General features: G+C 66.6%; 15 protein-coding genes. 8 read left to right on the forward strand and 7 right to left on the reverse strand.

The annotated features are described in order from the left end of the window. Positions 1-342: 342 nt before the first annotated feature. Together AB0L82_RS26245 and phoU are read left to right on the forward strand one after the other, a co-directional pair. On the forward strand, positions 343-2,655 hold the full coding sequence (locus AB0L82_RS26245) for an LCP family protein (RefSeq protein WP_364641586.1): 2,313 nt from the start codon (positions 343-345) through the stop codon (positions 2,653-2,655). 108 nt (positions 2,656-2,763) lie between these two features. Further along, a complete protein-coding gene (gene phoU, locus AB0L82_RS26250; protein WP_364641589.1) occupies positions 2,764-3,435 on the forward strand; it encodes a phosphate signaling complex protein PhoU in 672 nt (223 codons plus the stop codon). A gap of 82 nt (positions 3,436-3,517) precedes the next feature. On the opposite strand, the gene AB0L82_RS26255 is transcribed toward phoU, so the two are convergent. The 7 genes from AB0L82_RS26255 to AB0L82_RS26285 form a co-directional block, all read right to left on the reverse strand. Further along, the gene (locus tag AB0L82_RS26255) at positions 3,518-5,155 is read right to left on the reverse strand and encodes an MFS transporter (protein ID WP_364641592.1); all 1,638 of its coding nucleotides are present in this window, start codon (positions 5,153-5,155) and stop codon (positions 3,518-3,520) included. 398 nt (positions 5,156-5,553) lie between these two features. Next, positions 5,554-6,330 (reverse strand): phosphate ABC transporter ATP-binding protein PstB, encoded by a 777-nt coding sequence (gene pstB / locus AB0L82_RS26260; protein WP_067568414.1) that lies wholly within the window; start codon positions 6,328-6,330, stop codon positions 5,554-5,556. Positions 6,331-6,347: 17 nt separating this feature from the next. Further along, the gene (gene pstA / locus AB0L82_RS26265; RefSeq protein ID WP_364641596.1) at positions 6,348-7,247 is read right to left on the reverse strand and encodes a phosphate ABC transporter permease PstA; all 900 of its coding nucleotides are present in this window, start codon (positions 7,245-7,247) and stop codon (positions 6,348-6,350) included. Next, positions 7,244-8,212, reverse strand: a complete 969-nt coding sequence (gene pstC / locus AB0L82_RS26270; RefSeq protein ID WP_364641806.1) for a phosphate ABC transporter permease subunit PstC — start codon at positions 8,210-8,212, stop codon at positions 7,244-7,246. The genes pstA and pstC overlap by 4 nt, the downstream gene beginning before the upstream one ends. 128 nt (positions 8,213-8,340) lie before the next feature. Beyond that, positions 8,341-9,468, reverse strand: coding sequence for a phosphate ABC transporter substrate-binding protein PstS (pstS, locus tag AB0L82_RS26275; RefSeq protein ID WP_364641599.1), 1,128 nt, complete (start codon positions 9,466-9,468; stop codon positions 8,341-8,343). A gap of 252 nt (positions 9,469-9,720) precedes the next feature. Then, the gene (gene mshD, locus AB0L82_RS26280; protein ID WP_364641601.1) at positions 9,721-10,617 is read right to left on the reverse strand and encodes a mycothiol synthase; all 897 of its coding nucleotides are present in this window, start codon (positions 10,615-10,617) and stop codon (positions 9,721-9,723) included. Continuing rightward, positions 10,617-11,378: a response regulator transcription factor gene (locus AB0L82_RS26285; RefSeq protein ID WP_364641604.1), complete on the reverse strand. Its 762-nt coding sequence runs from the start codon at positions 11,376-11,378 to the stop codon at positions 10,617-10,619. The genes mshD and AB0L82_RS26285 overlap by 1 nt, the downstream gene beginning before the upstream one ends. A 261-nt stretch (positions 11,379-11,639) precedes the next feature. Here AB0L82_RS26285 and AB0L82_RS26290 point away from each other — a divergent pair, with 261 nt between their 5' ends. From AB0L82_RS26290 to AB0L82_RS26315, 6 genes are all read left to right on the forward strand, one after another. Then, a complete protein-coding gene (locus AB0L82_RS26290; protein ID WP_364641607.1) occupies positions 11,640-12,482 on the forward strand; it encodes an LmeA family phospholipid-binding protein in 843 nt (280 codons plus the stop codon). Then, the gene (locus AB0L82_RS26295) at positions 12,479-12,925 is read left to right on the forward strand and encodes a thioredoxin family protein (protein ID WP_364641610.1); all 447 of its coding nucleotides are present in this window, start codon (positions 12,479-12,481) and stop codon (positions 12,923-12,925) included. Before AB0L82_RS26290 ends, AB0L82_RS26295 begins: the two co-directional genes overlap by 4 nt. 258 nt (positions 12,926-13,183) lie before the next feature. Next, a complete protein-coding gene (locus AB0L82_RS26300) occupies positions 13,184-13,669 on the forward strand; it encodes a DUF4395 domain-containing protein (protein ID WP_364641613.1) in 486 nt (161 codons plus the stop codon). 27 nt (positions 13,670-13,696) lie between these two features. After that, complete coding sequence (locus AB0L82_RS26305) at positions 13,697-14,530, forward strand: sulfurtransferase (protein WP_364641616.1); 834 nt, start codon at positions 13,697-13,699, stop codon at positions 14,528-14,530. A 6-nt stretch (positions 14,531-14,536) separates the two neighbouring features. Beyond that, positions 14,537-14,842 carry a DUF1416 domain-containing protein gene (locus tag AB0L82_RS26310; RefSeq protein ID WP_067568422.1) on the forward strand — a complete coding sequence of 102 codons (306 nt, stop codon included), beginning with the start codon at positions 14,537-14,539 and terminating at the stop codon, positions 14,840-14,842. A 216-nt stretch (positions 14,843-15,058) separates the two neighbouring features. Beyond that, positions 15,059-15,742, forward strand: a complete 684-nt coding sequence (locus tag AB0L82_RS26315; RefSeq protein WP_364641620.1) for an FABP family protein — start codon at positions 15,059-15,061, stop codon at positions 15,740-15,742. The last annotated feature ends 184 nt before the right edge of the window (positions 15,743-15,926 follow it).

The raw sequence follows: 15,926 nt of genomic DNA on the forward strand, positions 1-15,926 counted from the left end.
CGGCCGGAATGCCCGCCGACGGCCATCGAGAACGGCCTCGGCGCGCACGGCAGGCGGCGGCACCGCCCGGCGCGAGCACCGCTCGCCCCGGACTGCGATGTCGTAACGCCCGCCGAGTCGGACGCCGCGTTTCGGAATGAATCGCCCGGTCCCTGGCAGAATTCCGCGAATGCTCGCAGCACCGCCGCTGCGGTCGACTCGCCGAACTCCGCGCCGCGGAAACCGGGCGCGGCGGATTTACGGCGGAATGCGGTACACACGGTCGATCGGCGTTCGAGTGGTCGACCGTGGCGGAATCGTTATCATGGCGGTCGGCATCGAAAAGCAAAGTGAGGTTCGTTGGTGGGTGACGATCGGTACGGGCGTACGCCACGGCCCGGAGGTCGCGCCCCGTGGGAGCGCTATCCCGCGGACGACGACGCCCAGCCACGCGCCTCCCGGCGGTCCAGGCATAACGACAATCCGGACGCCGGCTCCGCACCCATCTCGGTGCAGGACCTCGTCGAACGCGTCGACAGCGAACGCAAATCCCGCCGTCGCCGCCGCAAGGACGATGACGACGCACCGCATCCCGCCGATCCGGCCACCCGCCGCCCGCCCGCCGACAGCACCGGCGCCCGCCGCGCGGTAGCACCCGACAGCGCCGCCACCCGGCGGGAACCCCCCGCCCCCAACGGTTCTCAGCGCGGCGCCAACGGCGATACCGGCGCCCGCTATCCCGTCACCCCGGATCCGGCCGCCGCCAACGGTTCCCGGCACGGCACCGAGGCCACCGGCTCCGGTCGCACCGTACGGCCGAATCCGCCGGGCGGCGCGCACATCGCACCCGGCGGCACCGGCGCACAGCGCGCCGTACCCCCGAACACACCGGGCGGCACCGGATCTCAGCGCCCGGTAGCGCCGAACGCCAATGCCGCCGACGGACTCCGCCGCGTCGCCACCCCCGCCGATAACGCCCGCCGGGGCGCGAACGGCCGCATCGACCCGACCGCGGATCCCGTCACCGAGGAACTACCCGCGCTCACCGAACCGCCCCGGGCCGAACGCAAGAGCAAGAAACTGCGCGCCCCCGCCCCGGTCGAATCGCCCGCCGACTATCCGACCACCGCGCTGCCCACCGCGGTCGGGCCGAAACCGCTCTCCCCCGGACGCCGTCGCCGCAATCGGCGACTGCACCTGGCCGGGCGCAGCGCGCTCGCCCTGTTCGCCGTCATCGCCATGCTCATCACCGGCGGCGGCTGGAGTTACCTCAAGGCCAAGGACAGCAACTTCACCCAGGTCTCCGCGCTCGACAACGACTCCCCCGACGTCGTCGACGCCGATGCGCAATACGGTGACGAGAACTTCCTCATCGTCGGCACCGACACCCGCGCGGGTGTCAATTCCCAACTGGGAGCGGGCAATACCGACGACGCCGAAGGCGCGCGCTCGGACACCGTCATGCTGGTGAACATTCCCGCCAACCGGCAGCGCGTGGTCGCGGTCTCCTTCCCACGCGACCTGGACGTCACCCGCCCGGTCTGCGACGGCTGGAACAACGACAAGGGCGCCTACACCGGCGAGAGCTTCCCGTCCGCCATCGGCGACAAGCTCAATGCCGTGTACGCGCTCGGCGGGCCGAAATGCCTGACCAAGGTCATCCAGAAAATGTCCGGCCTGAAGATCAACCACTTCGTCGGCATCGACTTCGCCGGCTTCGAAACCATGGTGGACACCATCGGCGGCGTCGAGGTGTGCAGCACCAAACCACTGGTCGACGAAATCCTCGGCACCGTGCTCACCACCCCCGGCAAGCAGATCGTGAACGGTTCCACCGCACTCGATTACGTGCGCGCCCGGCACGTGGTCGGCGAGGAACGCAGCGACTACGACCGCATCAACCGGCAGCAGCGCTTCCTGTCCTCACTGCTGCGCGGGGCGCTGTCCAGCAAAGTGCTGTTCGATCCGGGCAAACTGAACGGCTTCATCAACGCGTTCGCCCAGCACTCGTTCATGGATAACGTCACCACCAAGGATCTGCTCATGCTCGGGCGGTCCATGCAGAAGATGCAGGCCGGTGCGATCACCTTCCTGACCGCGCCGACGGCGGGAACCACGTCCTACGGCAATGAGATTCCGCGCGAATCCGATATCAAGGCCATCTTCCGGGCGGTCATCGACGATCAGCCGCTGCCCGGTGAGAAGAAGACCGATCCGGCCACCACCACCAGCGAGGCCCCGGCCGCCAAGCCGAAGCTGACCGCGGTCGATCCGTCCACGGTCTCGCTGCAGGTATCCAATGGTTCCGGCGTCTCGGGCGTGGCCTCCACGGCCGCGACCAAACTCGCGAACCAGGGCTTCCAGATCTACAGCACCGGCAATTACGCCGACGGCACCGCGGCCAAGACCATCGTGCGCTACTCCAGCGGACACGAGGCGGCCGCCGCCACCGTCGCCAGCTCATTGCCGGGCGCGAGTCTCGAGCCCGCGACCGGACTCGGCAGCATCGTCGAAGTCGTGCTCGGATCCGATTACGCGGGCAGCGTGAAAGCACCCACCGCGTTCGGCCAGCCGCTCGCCGATACGCCCACCGACTCGGGTGGCGCGAGTGCGGCTCCGGTCACACTGCCGTCCGATCTCGAACACGTCAACGCCGCCGACGACACCTGCAAGTAGGGTCGACGGCACCGCTCGGACGTGCGGCGACCGCCCCGAGCGGACCGGCACCGATGATTCACCCACCGTTGGTGACTTGGTCAGCGGGTACCACTAGTGTCTTGACTCATGCGTGTCATCTACAACGAACAAATGGCCGAGCTAGCCGATCTGCTCGGCGGCATGGCCGGGCTCGCCGGATCGGCGATGGAGCGGGCCACCAACTCGCTGCTCAACGCCGACCTCGAGCTCGCGGAGCAGGTGATCACCGAGTACGACCGCATCGCCGAGATGATCCAGCTGGCCGAGGAGAAGGCGTTCGCGCTGCTCGCCCTGCAGGCTCCGGTCGCCGGTGATTTGCGGCAGGTCGTCAGCGCCATCCAGATCGTCTCCGACGTGAACCGGATGGGCGTGCTGTCGCTGCACGTCGCCAAGATGACCCGTCGGCGCTTCCCCAACCACGCCGTGCCCGAGGCCGTCAACAGCTACTTCGCCGAAATGGGCCGCATCGCGGTCAAGATGGGCGCCACCGCCAAGGATGTGCTGGAGACCCGCGATCCCGAGCGGGCCGCCAAGCTCACCGATGACGATGAGGCGATGGATGATCTGCGTAAGCATCTGTTCACGCTGATCATGGACCGCGACTGGCAGTTCGGCGTGGCGGCGGCGGTCGACGTGGCACTGCTGGGCCGCTACTACGAGCGCTTCGCCGACCACGCCGTCGAGATCGGGCGTCGCGTGGTGTTCCTGGTGACCGGCGTACTGCCGCCGGACCCGGACTCGGAAAAAGAAAGCATCTGAACAACTCTCGTAGGCGCTCGGGGATAAACCCCTGAAACCCCTACGGCGCCCGCACACGACACGGTGCGGGCGCTGAGTTGTATCAGGACTGCTGATCCACGGATTCCGCTGCGGGGGTGTCGGTTTCGCGCCAGCCGAGCAGGACCGAGGGGCCGCGTTCCGGCTTCCAGGGCAGCGCTACGGCCACGATGAGCGCGGCTACCACCAGGGTGCCCACGGCGACATAGGAGGCGGCTGTCGCGCCGTCCAGGGCCGCCACCTTCATGGCGTGCACCAGATCCATCTTCGCCTGTGCCAGCAGCGGATTCACAGGGGCCTTGACGATCTCCAGGACGCTGATGGGCGTATTGCTCGCCAGTTCCTTCTGCTGCGGGGTCATGATCTGGCCGGGGATCGCGGCGATCTTGCCGCCGACATTGTGCGTGTACACCGAGGTCATGATCGAACCGAGCAGGGCCACGCCCAGTGCACCGCCCACCTCACGCGTGGTGTCGTTGACCGCCGAACCCGCGCCCGCCTCCTCCAAAGGCACCGAGCCCATGATGGATTCGGTCGCCGGACCCTGAACCACCGCGAACCCCAGGCCCATCAGGATCATGGACACCACAACCGGTCCCACATAGGCGGTGTCGACGGTGGTGCGGCCCGCCAGGTACATGGCCGCGGCGAGAATCAACAGTCCGCCCACCACCATGGCGGTGGTGCCGAAACGCTGCGCCAGCATGGTCGCGATCGGCGCGCCGAAACCGACGGCGATCGCGAAAGGCAGTGAGTGGATGCCGAATTCGAGCGGCGTCAACTCCTTCACACCCTGGAAGTACTGGGTGATCAGGAACAGGAAGCCGAACGCGGCGAAGTAGGAAACCGTGATCGCCAGCGACGGCAGCGCGAAACGGCGATTGCGGAAGAGCCGCATATTCAGCACCGGCGTCGCCACCCGCAGCTCCCAGCCCACGAACACCGCCAGCGCGATAATCGAAAGCAGGTATCCCGCAAGGCTTTGCGCGGACAGCCAGCCGTGCTTGGGCGCCTCGATGATCGACCAGACCAGCGCCGTCACACCCGCGAGGGACAGCACGATGCCGATGCGATCGAGCTTGTCCACATGCGCCGCACGCGATTCCGGCACCGTGATCAACACCGCAGCGATGGCGACCAGCGCCACCGGCACATTGATCCAGAACACCGAATGCCAGGAGAAGTACTGCAGCAGCCAGCCGCCGACGGTCGGGCCGATGGCGACGGCGATACCGGCCATGGCGGTCCAGGCCGCGATGGCCGCGGCGCGCTCGCGCGGATTGGTGAAGATATTGGTCAGCAGGGCCAGCGTCGCCGGGAAGACCACGGCCGCGAAGACGCCCATCCCCGCGCGGGCGGCGATGACCTGCCCCAGCCCCGAGGACAGCGCACCCGCCGCCGACATGGCCGCCACACCGGTCAGGCCGATGATCATGAACTTGCGCCGCCCGTACCGATCGCCGAGATGACCCATGGCGAGCAGCAGCCCCGAGAACGCCAGCGTGAACGCGTCCACGATCCACTGCAGACCGCTCATATCGGCCTGCAGCTGCACCGCCATCGACGGCAGCGCCACATTCACCAGCGTGTTGTCCAGTACCACAAGCAGTTCCGCCAGGCAGATGGCAACGAGCGCCGCTATGCGCGCCCACCTGCTCAACTCCCCGGCCGCGGTTCCCCGGCTCGCCATTGAAACAGTCACCCCACACCTCCAACTAGACCGATCGGTTTACCACCTCAGACTAGATGTAACTCACAGTTGCACACAATCCTCCACGCCCCATATGACGCAGCCCACAAGCGCGCTACCGCGCGCACAAACAAAAGCCGCCCCCGTTCCTTGCGGAACGGGGGCGGCAACACAAACGATCAACGCGCACAGCAGCCCCAAGACACAACGAAAACCGCCTCGTTCGCGCCTGCGGCCCGGTTCGGATAGGTGCGGGCCCTCGTTCGCGCCTGCGGCCCCCTTCAGATTGGCGCGGGCCCTCATTCGCGCCCGTGGCTCCGTCGAATTGGGGCTGGACCTCCACCCACCCCCATTCATGCCTGTGGCCCCGTTCCGACAGGAACGGGGCCACGAGACCTACAGAGAGGGGTTTAGCCGAAGCGGCCCGAGATGTAGTCCTCGGTGGACTTCTGGGACGGGTTGGAGAAGATCTTCTCCGTCTCGTCGATCTCGATGAGCTTGCCGGGCTTGCCCTGGGCTTCGAGGTTGAAGAAGGCGGTCTGGTCGCTCACGCGGGCGGCCTGCTGCATGTTGTGCGTGACGATGACGATCGTGAACTCCTTCTTCAGCTCGGAGATCAGATCCTCGATCGCGAGCGTGGAGATGGGGTCCAGGGCCGAGCAGGGCTCATCCATGAGCAGCACATCGGGCGAGATGGCGATCGCGCGGGCGATGCACAGCCGCTGCTGCTGACCACCCGAGAGGCCGCCGCCGGGCTTGTCGAGCCGGTCCTTGACCTCGTTCCAGAGGTTGGCGCCGCGCAGTGAGCGCTCGGCCACCTCTTCGAGTTCCTTCTTGCCGCGCACGCCCTGCAGCTTGAGCCCGGCCACCACATTGTCGCGAATGGACATGGTGGGGAACGGATTCGGCCGCTGGAACACCATGCCGATGGTGCGCCGCACACCCACCGGATCGATGGTGGCGCCGTAGATGTCCTCACCGTCGAGCAGCACCGCGCCTTCGACGCGAGCGCTCGGGGTCACCTCGTGCATGCGGTTCAGCGCACGCAGCACGGTGGACTTACCGCAGCCGGACGGGCCGATGAAGGCGGTCACGCTGCGCGGCAGCACGGTCAGCGAAACATCGGAGACCGCATGGAATTTGCCATAGTAGATATTGAGATCTTTGACGTCGATCCGCTTGGCCATCAGTCTTTTCCGTTCCTCTATCGGTTCCGCGTCAGCAGCTTGTTGACCGCCGCAGCGGCGAGGTACAGCAGCGCGATGATCAGGATCAGGGTCAGGGCGGCGCCCCACACCCGTGCGCGTCCGGCGGGTTCCGGGTTGGCCAGCTCCTGGTAGATCATCAGCGGCAGCGAGGCCATATTGCCGTCGAACAGGTTCTGGTTGATCGACTTCGAGTAGCCGACCAGCACCAGCACCGGCGCGGTCTCACCCATGACGCGGGCGATCGAGAGCAGGATGCCGGAGATCATGCCGGGCGCCGCGGTCGGAACCACAATGCGCAGAATGGTTTTCCACTTCGGAATGCCGAGAGCGTATGAGGCTTCCCGCAATTCGTCGGGAACCAGCTTGAGCATCTCCTCGGTACTGCGCACCACCACCGGCAGCATGAGCAGCACCAGGGCCAGCGCGACCGCGAAAGCACTCTGCGGCGCACCGAAAGTGGCGATCCACAGCGCGAAGATGAACAGCGCGGCCACGATCGAGGGCACACCCGCGAGGATGTCGACCATGAAGGTGGTGGTCTTGGCCAGCCAGCCGCGACCGTATTCCACCAGGTAGATGGCGGCCATGATGCCCAGCGGCACAGCGATTATCGCCGCCATCGCCGACTGCACGATGGTGCCGTAGATGGCGTGGTAGACACCGCCCGCGTACTGCTCGGGCAGCACGCCCTTCTGGGACTTGGTCCACCAGTCGATGGAAGCGACCGCGTCCCAGCCTCTTTCGATGACGGTGTACAGCACCCACAGCAGCGGCACCAGCGCGATGGCGAAGCAACCCCAGACGATGCCGGTGGCCAGCCCGTTCTTGATGCGGCGGCCGGTGCTGACATGCCGGAAGGTCGGGGCCTTGATCGGCTTGTCGAGTGTGGTGGTCATCCGTTCACCTTCCCGCCTGCGACGAGCCGAGCGAGCGCGTTGACCACGAAGGTCAGTGCGAACAACACGAAACCGGCGGCGATATAGGCGCCGGTCGGCAGCTTGGAGCTGAATTCCGAAGCGGCGGAAGCGATCTTGGAGGCGAAGGTGTAGCCGCCGTCGAACAGCGACCAGCTGCCCGCCTTGGCCGAGGTGCGCAGCACCACGAGCACGGCGATGGTCTCACCGAGCGCACGGCCCAGGCCGAGCATGGAACCCGCGATCACACCGGAGCGGCCGTACGGCAGCACCGTCATGCGCACGACCTCCCACTTGGTGGCCCCGAGCGCCTGTGCCGCCTCGATGTGCGAGAGCGGCGTCAGGCCGAATACCTCACGACTCACCGAGGTGATGATCGGCAGGATCATCACCGCCAGCACCACACCGGCGGTGAAGATGGTGCCGGCGTAGGTGCTGAGATTCCCGTCCGAGAACAGGAAGAACCAGCCGAGATGTTCGTTCAGGAAGCGCTGGAGCGGCTCGATTTTCGGAGCCAGCACCAGCACGCCCCAGAGACCGAAGACGATCGAAGGCACCGCGGCGAGCAGGTCGACGACCGTGGAGAACGGCCGGGCCAGCGCCTTGGGCGCGTACTGCGTCAGGAACAACGCGATCCCGACGCCGATCGGCACGGCGATCACCAGCGCCATCACCGCGCTCAGCACCGTGACCATGAACAGGTCCTTGATGCCGAAGCGCAGATTGTCCGCGTTCGAGGTGTTGAACTCGGAGCTGGTGAAGAAGTTCGCCTTGTTCGCCAGCACCGAGGGCACCGCGCGAATCAGCAGGAACAGCGCGATCAACGCGATGGCCGCGACGATCACCCCACCGGCGGTGGTGGCCGCCGAACGGAAAATGAACTCCGCCCCGTACTTGCTGGGCGCTTTACGCCCCGCGGCCGGCTTGGTGCTGGGTTCGGTCGGCATGAGCGCAGTATCCCCCGGCAGCTGGGCACGGTCCTCGCGCGGGTCGGTCGTCACCGACAGGCCCGCCGAGGCTGTTTCGTCGTGCACGGTCATGGTGCTTCTTCGATCAGTCGGTGGCGATCAGTCGATCAGGAAATGGCGTTGATCGCGGTGGTCAGCTTGGTCTTGAACGCGTCCGGGATCGGCACGTAACCGGCATCCGCGAGGCCGTTCTGACCGTTGCCGACGGCCGAGGTCAGGAACGCCTTGACAGCCTTGGCGGTGTCGGCGTCGCTGTACTTCGAGCAGACGATCTCGTAGGTGGCCAGCATGATCGGGTACGCACCACCGGTGGTGGGCTTGTAGATCGAGCTGTTGTCCAGCACCAGGTCGTTGCCCTGGCCGGAGATCTTGACGCTGTCGATCGCCTTACCGGCGGTCGCGGAGGTCAGCTCGACCGGCTTCGGGTCGTTCGAGGTGGCGGTGGTCAGGATGCGCGCCACCGACAGGTTCTGCGACTTCGCGAACGCCCACTCGTTGTAGGTGATCGAGAACGGGGTGGACTTGATGGCGGCCGAGGTGCCCTCGTTGCCCTTCGCACCCTCGCCGACGCCGCCGGCGAACGCCTTGCCCGCACCCTTGCCCCAGGCGCCTTCCGACGCGGAGTCCAGGTACTTCTGGAAGTTGTCGGTGGTGCCGGACTCGTCCGAGCGGAACAGGACCGCGATCTTGTCCGAGGTCAGCTTGTCGGCCTTACCGGTGTTGAGCGCCTTGATGTGGGCGTCATCCCAGGTGGTGATCTGGCCGTTGAAGATCTTGGCCAGGGTCGGGGCGTCCAGCACCAGGTCGGTCACGCCGGGCACGTTGTAGGTGACGGCGATGGGACCGAAGACGGTCGGCAGGTTCCAGGCCGGGCTGCCGCAGCGGGCGGCGGCCTTGTCGATCTCGCCCTTCTTGGCATCCAGCGGCGAGTCGGAGCCCGCGAAATCGGTCTGGCCGCCGAGGAATTCGTTCACGCCCGCGCCGGAGCCCGAGGAGGTGTAGTCCAGCTTGGCGCCGGAGCAGTTGCCCTCGTAGGCGGCGACGAAGCGGTCCATCGCGTTCTTCTGAGCGGACGAGCCGCTGGCCTTGAGAGCGGTCTTGCCGCCGCAGGCGACGTCGATCTTGGCGACGTTGCCCGTCTGGGCGGAGTTGTCGTCGCTGCCACAGGCGGTCAGCGTCATGGCGCCGGCCGCTGCCAGCACACCGATCAAGGCGCTGCTGCGCTTGAGATTCACTTGGTTCCTCCGCGAATCACGGTTTGCACGCCCAACCCCTCAACGGTCGGACGGGCACATGTGGCGGCTGTTCGCTGCGAACTAGCGCACCGGGCAGCTGAGTGCTGCCCACAAGCAACGTAAGTGCCATCGGTGGCCAGTTGGACCTGGGTAGGTGAACGCCAGATGAACAACCCGGCGCGATTCCGCTGCACGATATGTGACATTTGCCGCATCGTTGCCCGAGGTCCCGCTCAGCGGGACGAAGTGCGGTCAGGACGCCGTGGTGTAAGCCACATCTATATGCGCGGGCGTGAAACCGAGCTTCGTATAGGTGTTGACCGCGGCGGTGTTGTCGGCCTCGGTGTAGAGCAGCACCGCGCCGAGACCGCGCTCGCGCAGATGACGCAGGCCGGCCAGGGTGAGCAGGCGGCCGAGACCGCGACCCTGCGCTTTCGGATCGACGCCGACGACGTAGACCTCACCGATCGCGGGGGTCTCGTCGAAATGCACCTTGGTCCAATGAAAACCGAGGATGCGATCCGGTTCGGCCGGATCGAAGGCCAGGAACAGCCCCGCGGGATCGAACCAGGACTCGGCGCGGCGAGCGGCGATATCGCGCTCGGTCCAGCCGCCCTGTTCCGGATGCCAGCTGAAGGCGGCATTGTTGACGCGCAGGATCTCCGCATCATCGGAAGGCCCCGCGTAGGTCCGCAATTCCAGACCCTCGGGCACCGTCAGTTCTGGTAGCTCAGAGTTAGCCAAATCACGGCGCATCTGCCAGAGTTCCCGCGCCACAACCAGTCCGAGACGCTGCGCGACGGCCTGCGCGGCGGGCAGATTCCCATGCGCCCAGACCCGCGCGCCGGGCCCGCCGGACTCCAGCGCACCGGCCACCAGACTCGCGCCCAGCCCCTGCCGCCGGAACCGCGGATCGACCGCGACCTCGGCCATGGCGGGGTGTTCACCGTGGGCCGGAACCACATTGGCGTACCCGCCGACCGCGCCGTCCCACTGCTCCACCAGATGCCGCGCCGGGCCATCGGTGCCCAGCGAGAGCACCGCCTGCTCGGACACCGGAGCCACCCCGTCGGCGGCGGTGGCCCGTTCCAGCACTCCTCGCACCTGCTCGGCGGTCTCGAGGGGCAGCCGATCGGTGAAGGAGATCATCAGAAAGTGCCGTTCGCCGAGGTCAATTCGGAATCGTCGGTCCCGTCGGATTCGGGGAAGTTGACCGGGGTCTCTCCCTTGCCGCCGGAGGAACGCGCGGGGCGCACCGCCTTGTAACCGACATTGCGGACCGTGCCGATCAGCGATTCGTACTCGCTGCCCAGCTTGGCGCGCAGGCGTCGCACATGCACGTCCACGGTGCGGGTGCCGCCGAAGAAGTCGTAGCCCCACACCTCCTGCAGCAGCTGCGCGCGGGTGAAGACCCGACCCGCATGCTGCGCGAGGTATTTCAGCAGCTCGAATTCCTTGTAGGTGAGATCGAGCGGGCGGCCGCGCAGACGCGCGGTGTAGGTGCCCTCGTCGATCACCAGCTCGCCCAGGGTGATCTTGCCCGTGTTCTCCGGGCTCGCCACCCCGCCGTTGCGGGCGACCAACAGTCGAAGCCGGGCATCCAGTTCGGCCGGACCGGTGCCGGGCAGCAGGATGTCGTCCAGCCCCCAGTCCGCGTTCACGGCGACCAGCCCGCCCTCGGTGAGCACGGCCACCACCGGCACCGACGAACCGGTGCTGCCCAGCAAACGACACAGACCGCGCGCGGCGGCCAGATCGGTGCGGGCATCGACCAACGCCACATCGGCGGAACCGGCCTCGAGCAGGGACGCCACCTCGGTCGGCGCGGGCCGCACGTGATGCGGCAGCAGCGCCAAGGACGGCAGTACCGCCTCGGGGTTGGGGTCGGAGGTCAGCAGGAGCAGCTCCATGGGGGCCCTCCATCCCATCTGGCATGTGCGTGGCAACCGCTCTGTACGCCACGACCTCATGCTGGTTATCACAGGTAAGTCGGTTGCTACATTAGCGTGTCCGAACCGATAGCCACGCAATCCGGGCAGCGTATCCCGCCTCGGCTATCTCAATCTCACACCCGATCACCTCACAATGTGGGATAAAACGCGGCACTTCGGGGGCACGGGATAGACCGCGCTGGCGCGATCCCGTTCGCCGGACCCTATTAAGGTGCAGCTATGGCTTTTCGTCGGGTGATCATCGGGCTGCTCTGTCTGGCAGGGCTGGCCGTCGTACTCGACTTCGGGGTGGCCGCGTATTCGGAGTACCAGGTGTCGCGCATGCTGCGGGACGGATCGAATCTCGGCGCCGACCCGGAGGTCACCTTCCACGGATTCCCGTTCGTGGCACAGGCATTGAACGACGACTTCAAGAATGTCGACATTCGCGCCCGTGCCATGCGGCCCGATATTCCGGGCGAGATCATGGTCGAGGCCAATCTGCGCGATGTGCACATGTCGCTGCGCGATCTGATCAACGGCAAGGTGCGCTCGGTCCCGGTGGATCAGGCCGAGGCGCGCATGCGCATCGAACCGGTCGAGCTGGGCCGCCTGTTCAAGATTCCGGATCTGCAGGTGTTCGGCCCGCCCGCCGATAAATCCGATGGCACCGGCGGTTCCGGTGGTTCGGGTATGACCACCGCCGGGGCGATCATCCTGACCGGCACGATTCCGCTGCCCGATGCCGACGCTCCCGTCGTGCCGGGCACCCGTACCAGTGGTGAGACCGTGAGCGTGCTCGCGGATCTGCGCCTGGTCGGCGATCAGGTGCGCATTACCGCCACCGATATCTATCGCGGGGTGGGCGCGGCGAATCAGGGCGATGTCGCCTCGTCGCCCGCGCCGGTGACGCCGGAGAGCGATAAGCCCCGGGTGCTGGCCCTGTTCACCCGCACCATAGACACCCGGGATCTGCCGTTCGGCATTCGCCCGACCAAGGTGGAGGCCAGCGGCGGGCAGATCGTGGTCGAGGGTCGCGGCAGGAATATCACCGTCGATCTGGATCGTTTACAACAGCCATGATCGCGCTGGGCATCTTGGCTGTCGTACTGGTAGCCGGCGCGGGCATCGGAATCCTGGTGCGCCGCAACGAGGGCCGGGTGCGGGAGATCGCGCCCGCGCCGAAGTCCGCGCGCGCCGAGCTGCTGACGGCGGCGGGTGTGCTCGACGGCCGTCCCACGGTGCTGCATTTCTCCGCCGATTGGTGTGGGCCGTGTGCGGCGGTGCGCCGGGTGGTGGCGAGTGTGGTCGCGGAGCTGGCGGACACTCCCGCGCCGCCGGTGGATCTGGAGCTCGATATCGACGCGAATCCCGATCTTGCCCGCGAGCTGAACGTGCTCTCGCTCCCGACGACTTTCATCTTGGACGCCACCGGACAGGAAAAATTCCGGATCGCCGGTGTTCCCAAATCTGCGGATTTGCGCAGCTCACTGGGGTCTTTGCCGGTTTCCGGAACATCCGAGTGACCAGCATTACGGACCCGGGGTCCAATTTCCCCCGAAAATTGGGTAAACTCCCTCTCGTGCAATCCAACCGCGAGCTGATGCTCACCCGACGCCGCACGGTAGACCTGTGCCGGCTCGGTGGTTGTTGCTGCCTGTGCCGCTAGCCGGTCGGCCTTTCGTTTCCCTATCCTCGCGCCGACCGGGTGTGTCCCGCCGTATGAGTGATCTCCGATCCTCCGGCGAAATGACCAATAGACCTCATCGCGCAGGAGTACGCACATGTCGAACCCCAATCCCACCAGCCCGCCCGCCGGGCAGGTAGATGTTCGCGGCCCGCGTTTCGCCGCCTGGATCACCACCGCCGTGCTGGCGCTCGTGCTGATCGTCTCGGCGATCTTGGTGCCCGCCGCCGCGGTGCTGCTGGCGGTGCAGGCCGTGGTCTTCGCGCTCGGCGCGGCCAACGGCCCGCGGCGCAGCCCGTACGGTCTGATCTACGGCAAGGTCGTCGCACCCCGCGTCGGCCCGCCCGCCGAGCTGGAACCCGTTGCGCCGCTTCGGTTCGCGCAACTCGTCGGCCTGATCTTCGCGGTGCTCGGCGTGCTCGGTTTCGTGCTCGGCGCCACCGTGGCGGGCACCATCTTCACCGGTTTCGCGCTGTTCGCGGCCTTCCTGAACGCGGCCTTCGGAATCTGCCTGGGCTGCAAGATCTATCCCCTCGTCTCGCGGTTCAAGACCGCGCCGACCACCCCTACTCCCACCGCCTGACCCGGCACCACCCCCGAAAGGAACAACATGGCTCGCTCCGATGTCCTGGTCTCCGCAGACTGGGTCGAAGAGAACCTGAACACCCCCGGAGTCGTCCTCGTAGAGGTCGACGAGGACACCTCGGCGTACGACCTGGGGCATATCGAGGGCGCTGTCCGTCTCGACTGGAAGAAGGACCTGCAGGATCAGGTCCGTCGCGATTTCGTGAACCGCGAGCAGTTCTCGGATCTGCTCTCGGCGCGCGGCATCGGCAACGATGACACGGTGGTGCTGTACGGCGGCAACAACAACTGGTTCGCGGCGTACGCGTACTGGTACTTCAAGCTCTACGGCCACCAGGACGTGAAGCTGCTCGACGGTGGCCGCAAGAAGTGGGAGCTCGACGGCCGCCCGCTGGTCAAGGATGTCAAGGTGCGCCCGGCGACCGCCTACAAGGCGTCCGAGCAGGATCTGACCATCCGCGCCTTCCGTGACGAGGCCATCCAGGCCATCGGCACCAAGAACCTGGTCGACGTGCGCTCGCCCGACGAGTTCTCCGGCAAGATCCTGGCCCCGGCCCACCTGCCGCAGGAGCAGTCGCAGCGTCCCGGCCACATCCCCGGCGCCATCAACGTGCCGTGGTCCAAGGCCGCGAACGAGGACGGCACCTTCAAGTCCGATGACGAGCTCGCCTCCATCTACAAGGAGGCCGGTCTGGACGGCGAGAAGGAGACCATCGCCTACTGCCGCATCGGCGAGCGTTCCTCGCACACCTGGTTCGTGCTGCAGGAGCTGCTGGGCCACAAGAACGTCAAGAACTACGACGGGAGCTGGACCGAGTACGGCTCCCTCGTCGGTGCACCGATCGAGTTGGGAGCGTAAAGAAATATGTGTGCAGCACCTACCCAGGGACAGGCCATTCCGGCCGGCGTCGACGTCGAGAAGGAGACGGTCATCACCGGCCGCGTCCTGACCGCTGACGGCCAGACCGTCGGTGGCGCGTTCGTGCGCCTGCTGGACGGCAACGGCGATTTCACCGCCGAGGTCGTGGCGTCGGGCACCGGCGATTTCCGCTTCTTCGCCGCGCCGGGCTCGTGGACCATCCGCGCGCTGTCGGCGTCCGGCAACGGCACCACCGAGATCGCGCCCGAGGGCAACGGCATCCACAATGTGGACGTGACCGTCGCGAAGTAACGCGCCTCGAAAAACCTGAAACGGCCCCGGGATTCGGTTCCCGGGGCCGTTTTTCGTCTGCGCGTCCGCGTTTCGGCGAGGGCCGTTTTCGCGTCGCCGATCCGGTGCTATTAGACTCCGGAGCGTGGTGCTTACCTTCGAGATTCTGCTGGTTCTCGTCTCCGTGCTGATCGCCTGGTTCGGTCTGTACGTCCTCTACCGGCTGTTCACCGAGTCGTGACCGATTCGGCGAGCGAGAACGTCGAAAACGGAACAGCCGAAACACCCTCCGATGCGGTACGCCGCAGCGGCGATCAGGCTGTGGCCGAGGCCGCCGAGCGCGCCAAGGTGACCGGTGTGACGAACATCCCGTCGCTGGACGGCCTGCCGCTCCCGATCGACACCGCCAATCTGCGCCTGGGTCCCGACCTGAGTTCCTCCATGCTCGCGCTGCTGCCCCTGGTGGGCGTGTGGCGCGGTGAGGGCGAGGGCAATGATCCCGAGACCGGCGATTACCGCTTCGGTCAGCAGATCATCGTCTCGCATGACGGCGGCGACTACCTCACCTGGGAAGCGCGTTCCTGGGTCATCGATACCGAGGGCGAATACGCCGGGCCGGATCTGCGCGAGAGCGGTTTCTGGCGCGTCGGCATCGACGGTGACGACGAGGTGCTGGAACTGCTGCTGACGCATTCCACCGGCATCGTCGAACTGTTCTACGGCCAGGCGCTGACCCAGTCGTCCTGGGAGCTCGCCACCGATGTGGTGATCCGCAGCCAGTCCGGTGTCGTGGTGGGCGGGGCCAAGCGGCTCTACGGCATTGTCGAGGGCGGCGATCTGGGCTACGTCGAGGAGCGCATCGCTCCGGATGGGGCACTGGAGCCGCGGCTGTCCGCGCGTTTACAGCGCTACGTGGGTTGATTCCCAACGTAATTGGTGATCTCGCGAGGCGAGGGTAACTCCTGGGGTACCCCCGGAACGAGATGGAGACCCAACCGCCGGTCCGGGAGCTGAGTTACTCCGCACCCTGTGACCGGCAAAAGTCGCGGAGAGGCGGACGAGAACGACCCCTGAGTCGTATCGCGGATGCAACTCACGCGATCCA

This window comes from Nocardia sp. NPDC052001, from assembly GCF_040680615.1.
Lineage (GTDB): Bacteria > Actinomycetota > Actinomycetes > Mycobacteriales > Mycobacteriaceae > Nocardia.

Bases quoted from the DNA above. Each gene is read 5' to 3' on its own strand.
- phoU (WP_364641589.1), top strand. From the start codon at position 2,764: ATGCGTGTCATCTACAACGAACAAATGGCCGAGCTAGCCGATCTGCTC.
- pstB (WP_067568414.1), bottom strand. From the start codon at position 6,330: ATGGCCAAGCGGATCGACGTCAAAGATCTCAATATCTACTATGGCAAA.
- pstA (WP_364641596.1), bottom strand. From the start codon at position 7,247: ATGACCACCACACTCGACAAGCCGATCAAGGCCCCGACCTTCCGGCAT.
- pstC (WP_364641806.1), bottom strand. From the start codon at position 8,212: ATGCCGACCGAACCCAGCACCAAGCCGGCCGCGGGGCGTAAAGCGCCC.
- mshD (WP_364641601.1), bottom strand. From the start codon at position 10,617: ATGATCTCCTTCACCGATCGGCTGCCCCTCGAGACCGCCGAGCAGGTG.
- AB0L82_RS26285 (WP_364641604.1), bottom strand. From the start codon at position 11,378: ATGGAGCTGCTCCTGCTGACCTCCGACCCCAACCCCGAGGCGGTACTG.
- AB0L82_RS26290 (WP_364641607.1), top strand. From the start codon at position 11,640: ATGGCTTTTCGTCGGGTGATCATCGGGCTGCTCTGTCTGGCAGGGCTG.
- AB0L82_RS26295 (WP_364641610.1), top strand. From the start codon at position 12,479: ATGATCGCGCTGGGCATCTTGGCTGTCGTACTGGTAGCCGGCGCGGGC.
- AB0L82_RS26300 (WP_364641613.1), top strand. From the start codon at position 13,184: ATGTCGAACCCCAATCCCACCAGCCCGCCCGCCGGGCAGGTAGATGTT.
- AB0L82_RS26305 (WP_364641616.1), top strand. From the start codon at position 13,697: ATGGCTCGCTCCGATGTCCTGGTCTCCGCAGACTGGGTCGAAGAGAAC.
- AB0L82_RS26310 (WP_067568422.1), top strand. From the start codon at position 14,537: ATGTGTGCAGCACCTACCCAGGGACAGGCCATTCCGGCCGGCGTCGAC.